This is a genomic window from Flavobacterium sp. Arc2, assembly GCF_041431385.1.
Lineage (GTDB): Bacteria > Bacteroidota > Bacteroidia > Flavobacteriales > Flavobacteriaceae > Flavobacterium.
On the sequence record NZ_JASMRH010000052.1, the window covers coordinates 1 to 5,987 of the forward strand.

The window sequence follows — 5,987 nt, forward strand, 5'->3', positions numbered from 1 at the left end:
AAATTTTTGAGCTTTTGAGTTAGCTCAAATTTTCAGAATAACTTTTTAACTTACACACTTTATGAGATGGTACCGCAGATTATGTTGAACTGGCTATGTATGGACCTGGAAGCGAACTTCTAAAACCATTTGTTAAGAATACCGACTTACACTACTTAATGCTATAAGTAGCCGAAATTGAAAATAAATTTTAAGAACTTTACAGGTTTCGTAGTTAGTTAATTGATTATATTTAGTTACCCTAATAAAACTCGCCTCATCAGGTGGGTTTTATTCGTTTATAAGACATGTTAACAATGCATTAGAAGTAGTTACTCTCTCAAAGAACTATTTTTAGATTGTAGCGCATTGATAAACATATGACTTTTAAAAAAGTTAATAGCCTATTTTATGAAAAAGTAAAATCATTTTTAAAAGACATCACAGTAAATTAGCTCAGAAATAACAATTGATTCGCAAATATTATTTTTAAATTTGCATTGTGAAAATCTGGAGTATACTTTTATCATTTTTGGTGCTACTATTATCAACCGTACCTTGCAGCGCATTAGAATCAAATTCTAAATGTTCGCTGGAAAAAAAGTGCGAACAAGAATCTCACAAATGCGGTAACGACTGCTCTGGAAAATGCTCTCCCTTTTACTCTTGCGGTAGCTGCGTAGGTTTCGCTATGAGTATGACAACTTTAAACAAAGCCCAAAAACAGCTTCCCATTAACAGCGATAGAGCTCTTGATATTGATGTAGTTACTGTTGCAAACTCCTCTTTTAATGGTACTATCTGGCAACCACCTAAACTTTCTTTTTATCTATAATCTTTCAGAACAGCTGATTCCAAAAACCAGCTGAAAAAATTATTCATATTAAGAAATAAAAAATGTTTAAATATATTTTACTACTTGTGGCAATAACAACTATTGGCACAGCGCAGGCACAGTATACCCTTAAAATTAGTATTAAGGATATCGATACTAATTTGCCATTAAATGGGGTTACAAGCACTATACGAGAGCAGTCACTAACTGCTTACTCTAATGCTGAAGGAATAATTACTTTCGAAAATCTATCAGAAGCAATGTACGCGCTGTCTTTTGAACTGGAAGGATATGAGCTAGAAAACAAAACAATTCAAGTCCCTCTTAAAACAGCAGAAGTAACTGTCTACATGAAAAGCACTGCCGAAGAAATGGATGAAATTATTATCACGTCAACCAGAGGGACGAGAACGATAAGCAATATTCCTACCCGTGTTGAATTTATTGCTGGTGAGGAACTGGAGGAAAAAGCAAATATGAAGCCCGGAGACATTCGTATGATGCTTAACGAAAGTACGGGGATACAAACACAACAAACTTCGGCAACTTCAGGAAACTCATCAATTAGAATACAAGGGCTGGATGGTCGATACACACAAATTTTGAAAGATGGTTTTCCAGTATATTCAGGTGCTTCAAGCGGACTTGGTTTACTGCAAACACCGCCTTTAGATTTAAAGCAAGTCGAAATAATCAAAGGTTCAGCCTCTACTTTATATGGTGGTGGTGCTATCGCTGGATTAGTCAATTTAGTTTCGAAAACTCCTACCGAGGAAAGAGAATTGCGATTATTACTTAATGGAACTTCTGCAGGAGGTCTCGACATTAACGGATTTTATTCGCAGCGATTTGATAAGATTGGATTCACGGTTTTTGCCTCTCACGATAGAAATGCAGCCTACGATCCTGCCGATAATAAATTGACTGCTATTCCTAAATTTGAACGATTCAATTTTAATCCAAAGTTATTTCTATATCTAAATGAAAATACCGAACTTAATTTTGGTGTAAACGCGGTATTTGAGGATAGAATTGGAGGAAACATTGACTACATCAAAAATGAAAGCGAATACCCTGACAGCTATTTCGAAAAAAATAAAACAAAAAGACTTAGCACTCAGTTTACACTTTCGCATACAATAAATGAAAGAGAATCTTTTACCGTAAAAAATAGTATCAATAATTTCAGTCGTGTAATTACTGTTCCTGATTACCTATTTGATGGAGTTCAAACCAGTACATTTTCTGAATTTACTTATGCAAAAAATGGTCCGTTATCACAGTGGGTTGCAGGAGCAAATTTATACACTGATGAGTTCAAAGAAGACAATTCTAGTACTGCTCCTTTGAGAGATTACAACCAAATCACCTACGGCGCATTTATTCAAAATACGGTTAAAGCAAATGACTGGCTTGATATAGAAACAGGGTTGAGAGGTGATTATGTACATGAATATGGCTTTTCACTATTGCCTAGAGTTTCTGCATTATTTAAAATTAGCCCTAAGTTTAGCTCACGTTTAGGTGGTGGACTCGGTTATAAAGCACCCACTATATTTACAGAGGAAAGTGAGTCGATACAGTATCAAAATGTATTGCCTATCAGTAGCGGTGTTAACAAACTTGAAAAAAGCTACGGTTTCAATTTTGATGTGAATTATAGAACCAATCTAACTGATGAACTGTCACTATCAGTAAATCAATTATTCTTTTACACGAAGGTTAATGATCCATTAATTTTAACGCCACTAGCAAATGATAGCTTTCAATTTATAAATGTTAATGGAAATTTAAATACTAAAGGAACCGAAACTAACCTTAAGCTGGGGTATAAAGATTTCAAATTATTCATAGGATATACTTTCACAAATGCTATGGTAGAAAATGATGGAACTAAATCGAGAAATCCTTTGACAGCAAAACACCGTTTAAATAACGTTTTAATGTATGAAGTTGAAGATAAATGGAAGATAGGTTTAGAAGCATATTATTATAGCCCACAGCAATTAACTGATGGTACTACCGGTCGTGATTACTGGATTTTTGGAGTCATGATAGAGAAATTATGGGACAACTTTTCTATCTACTCTAATTTCGAAAACTTCACTGATACGAGACAAACGAGATTTGGCAGCATCTACACTGGATCATTGTCCAACCCTGTTTTCAAAGATATTTTTGCTCCACTTGACGGTTTTGTTGTTAATGCTGGAATCAAGATAAAAATATAAAAAAGCAGAAAATTTATAAATCAAGGTGAAACATTTTTTACTTATGTTATTCGAATCACTAATCCCTGCACAACTGAGGGATAATAAACACTTGAAAAATTTCGAAGTAATTCTCTAACCTTAAAAAAACCTCTAAAATCAAACTGACTTTGGAGGTTTATATTTTTTGTATCCAGACGAAACTATTTACAAACCATTTTATGCAGGATTTGAAGAAGTAGTGCTGGTGCAGCTGTCAAATTAAAACATAAAGTAATCAAACTAGAAAAATTATGCCGCCAAATTACAAAAGGATCTAAACATAGTGATCCCAGATTAAACATCTGGTTTTTTCGCAACATAGGAGTTCATTAATTTTACTTGTTCACGTTTTCGTCAACAAGTAAAATTAATGAACAAATAAATGAAAAGGAAATTATACAGTAGACTATAAATAATATACAAAAGGACAGTGCTATCAATGTGGAGTGGAAAGAACTCAACAATGACAATGCTATTGATGGAAAACTACTCCCGTACTTGAATACACTTAATATAGAACTATATGCAGAAATTAAAAAAGAACTTAGAAACATACATCTTGTTAAAATAGAAGAATAGGCTATTACAAAAAGTCCTTTTATTATTATCGCACAACGTATATTTCCTAAGATAAAGGAAGAGCTACGTAAAAAAAACATTGCCTATCTATAAGCCAATGGTAATATATTCCTAAATAAAGATGAAATCTATCTTTACATTGATGGTAATGGCCCTATTGAATAAAAAATAAAACAACAAATAGGGCTTTTACTAAAACAGGATTAAAAGTGATTTATCAATTTCGAATTAAGGATTGTATCAACAGTACCTATCACGAAATTGCTGAATTAACTGATACTGGAATTGGTACTTTAAACACCATATTCAATGGTTTAAAAGAGGAAGATTTTCTAATACAGATAACCAAGAATGAACTCCAGATGGAGAACAGGAAAAAATTGTTAGATAAATGGATAATCGAATATGAAAAACACCTAAAGCCAACCTTAACGATAGGGACCCTTCGTTTCCTCAAAAAAGACGATTTTTATAACTGGAAAGATATTCCCATTAAAAAAGGAAAAACAATCTGGGGCGGAGAGACGGCAAGTGGTGTTCTCATTAATTAATTAATTAATTAATTATTTACGTCCGGAGGAACCTACCCTATACACTAATGAAGAAACAAGCGATTTAATGAAAAATTACCGTCTCGTTCCGGACCTACATGGCAATATTAAAGCATTTAAACAGTTTTGGGAAACAAATAAGAAAATACTAACACGGTACATCCGCTCCTAGCCTATGCCGACTTAATTAATCAAGCAGACCGCAGATGTACAGAAACCGCACAAAAAATTTACGATGAGTACTTACACGATCAGTTTTAAGCAATTACAACAACAGCCTCATTTTTCAGAAATGCTTACCGCATTAGAAAATGGACTGAATAAATATGGAATAGACTTCTATCTCGTAGGCGCCGTGGCACGCGATGTTTGGATGACTGACATAAACTATATACCACCTAGCAGAGTTACTGGAGATATCGATTTTGCCGTTTTTATAAATGACAAAAATACCTATGCGGATCTTAGAGAATATCTTATCAATATAGAAGTGTTCATCTCCTACAAAGGCAATGGTTTAGTACTCAAATGGAAAAATATAATACAAATCAATTTAATGCCGTTTGGAGAAATTGAAGCTAAACCATCAAATATAACCGTTGAAGGTACTGGGTAACCAGTCTCAATATGCCAGGTTTCAAAGAAATATATGATTCTGGTTTTCCAGAAGCTGAACTAGAAGAAAAGCACTGGTTTAAGTTTTGCACCTTACCCGGTATTGTACTACTCAAATTAATTACTTTTCAAGAACGTCCTGAAATAAAACGTGATGATATCAAAGACATTAGTAAAATCATGAAGCATTTTTTTGATGTGTATGCAGATGAGATATATGAAAACCACAATAACCTTTTTGGAGATAAGGATATCAACCTGCATTGGATCGCAACAAGGGTCCTAGGGAGAGAAATGGGGAAAATTGCTCAATTAAATAAAGATCTTTTTCTCAGAATAATAAAGATACTAAAGAAAAACACAATTGATATTCATTCCAGTATTATCGCCAAAATTATGGCAGAGTTTTTTCAAAATACGATTGAAGAGATTGTAAAACTCCTGGAACAGGTAAAAATTGGGTATTTGGAAAACTGATGGTTCTGTCACAATATAGGAACAACTTCAATTCCACTTAGAGTTCTTTCCGCAGATTCAAAATTTAAAAAAAATCATTCAAAATGGTATCTTATTTATAAGTTAGCCTTAAAAAAAAACTAAATAATACTACACATAAAAACCAATGAATTAAACACTTATTCCTTACCTTTGCTTAGTTAAAAAAAAGACTTTGAAAGTCTAGTGACCCAATTGGTGACCCTGTTCTTAAAAAATGTTTTGAAAACCCAGTATTTACTGGTATTATTATAAAGGCATCGGAGCCTCTTTCTCCGCCAGTAGAAATACTAAACGAAGCAAACCCTTCTAAATCTTATGATTTAGGAGGGTTTTTTCATTTACGGCAAATCAAATTATTCATTAAATCTCAAAACTTAGGTGTCTTTTGAGGTGTCACTGAAATTATATTTTTTAAGTGACACCTATCTCAAAAGTTACCAGTTCAACATTTGTTCAAATACCTTTTCACTATTTGAACATCTTGTTTGGAAGTATTACAAAGTTTAAATTTAATAATAACTAAAAGGTCACCAACCATGAACACAGCCGTATCCGTTCTCATTTATATAAAGAGATCAAAAGTCAATAATGATGGCATCTGCGGATCAAGCGCAAAAGTTGGGGATTATCCAAAAAGGTTAGATAATCTGAACAAGAAAAAGTCGATTTTCCGAACCC

At 33.4% G+C, this 5,987-nt stretch carries 5 protein-coding genes and 1 pseudogene; all 6 read left to right on the top strand.

Annotation, left to right across the window (positions count from 1 at the left end):
- Window positions 1-876 precede the first annotated feature (876 nt).
- A complete protein-coding gene (locus QO182_RS19285; RefSeq protein WP_371563666.1) occupies window positions 877-3,045 on the top strand; it encodes a TonB-dependent receptor plug domain-containing protein in 2,169 nt (722 codons plus the stop codon).
- A gap of 462 nt (window positions 3,046-3,507) precedes the next feature.
- Entirely contained in the window at window positions 3,508-3,645 is a 138-nt protein-coding gene (locus QO182_RS19290) for a hypothetical protein (RefSeq protein WP_371542473.1), read from the top strand.
- 209 nt (window positions 3,646-3,854) lie between these two features.
- Window positions 3,855-4,196: a hypothetical protein gene (locus tag QO182_RS19295; protein ID WP_371563669.1), complete on the top strand. Its 342-nt coding sequence runs from the start codon at window positions 3,855-3,857 to the stop codon at window positions 4,194-4,196.
- A 7-nt stretch (window positions 4,197-4,203) separates the two neighbouring features.
- Window positions 4,204-4,457, top strand: a pseudogene (locus QO182_RS19300) (type IV toxin-antitoxin system AbiEi family antitoxin).
- Complete coding sequence (locus tag QO182_RS19305) at window positions 4,432-4,812, top strand: hypothetical protein (protein WP_371542468.1); 381 nt, start codon at window positions 4,432-4,434, stop codon at window positions 4,810-4,812. Before QO182_RS19300 ends, QO182_RS19305 begins: the two are co-directional and overlap by 26 nt.
- Window positions 4,813-4,823: 11 nt before the next feature.
- A complete protein-coding gene (locus tag QO182_RS19310) occupies window positions 4,824-5,288 on the top strand; it encodes a hypothetical protein (RefSeq protein WP_371563672.1) in 465 nt (154 codons plus the stop codon).
- Window positions 5,289-5,987 lie beyond the last annotated feature (699 nt).

Coding starts and splice junctions, on each gene's coding strand:
- QO182_RS19285 (WP_371563666.1), top strand. CDS start 877: ATGTTTAAATATATTTTACTACTTGTGGCAATAACAACTATTGGCACA.
- QO182_RS19305 (WP_371542468.1), top strand. CDS start 4,432: ATGAGTACTTACACGATCAGTTTTAAGCAATTACAACAACAGCCTCAT.
- QO182_RS19310 (WP_371563672.1), top strand. CDS start 4,824: ATGCCAGGTTTCAAAGAAATATATGATTCTGGTTTTCCAGAAGCTGAA.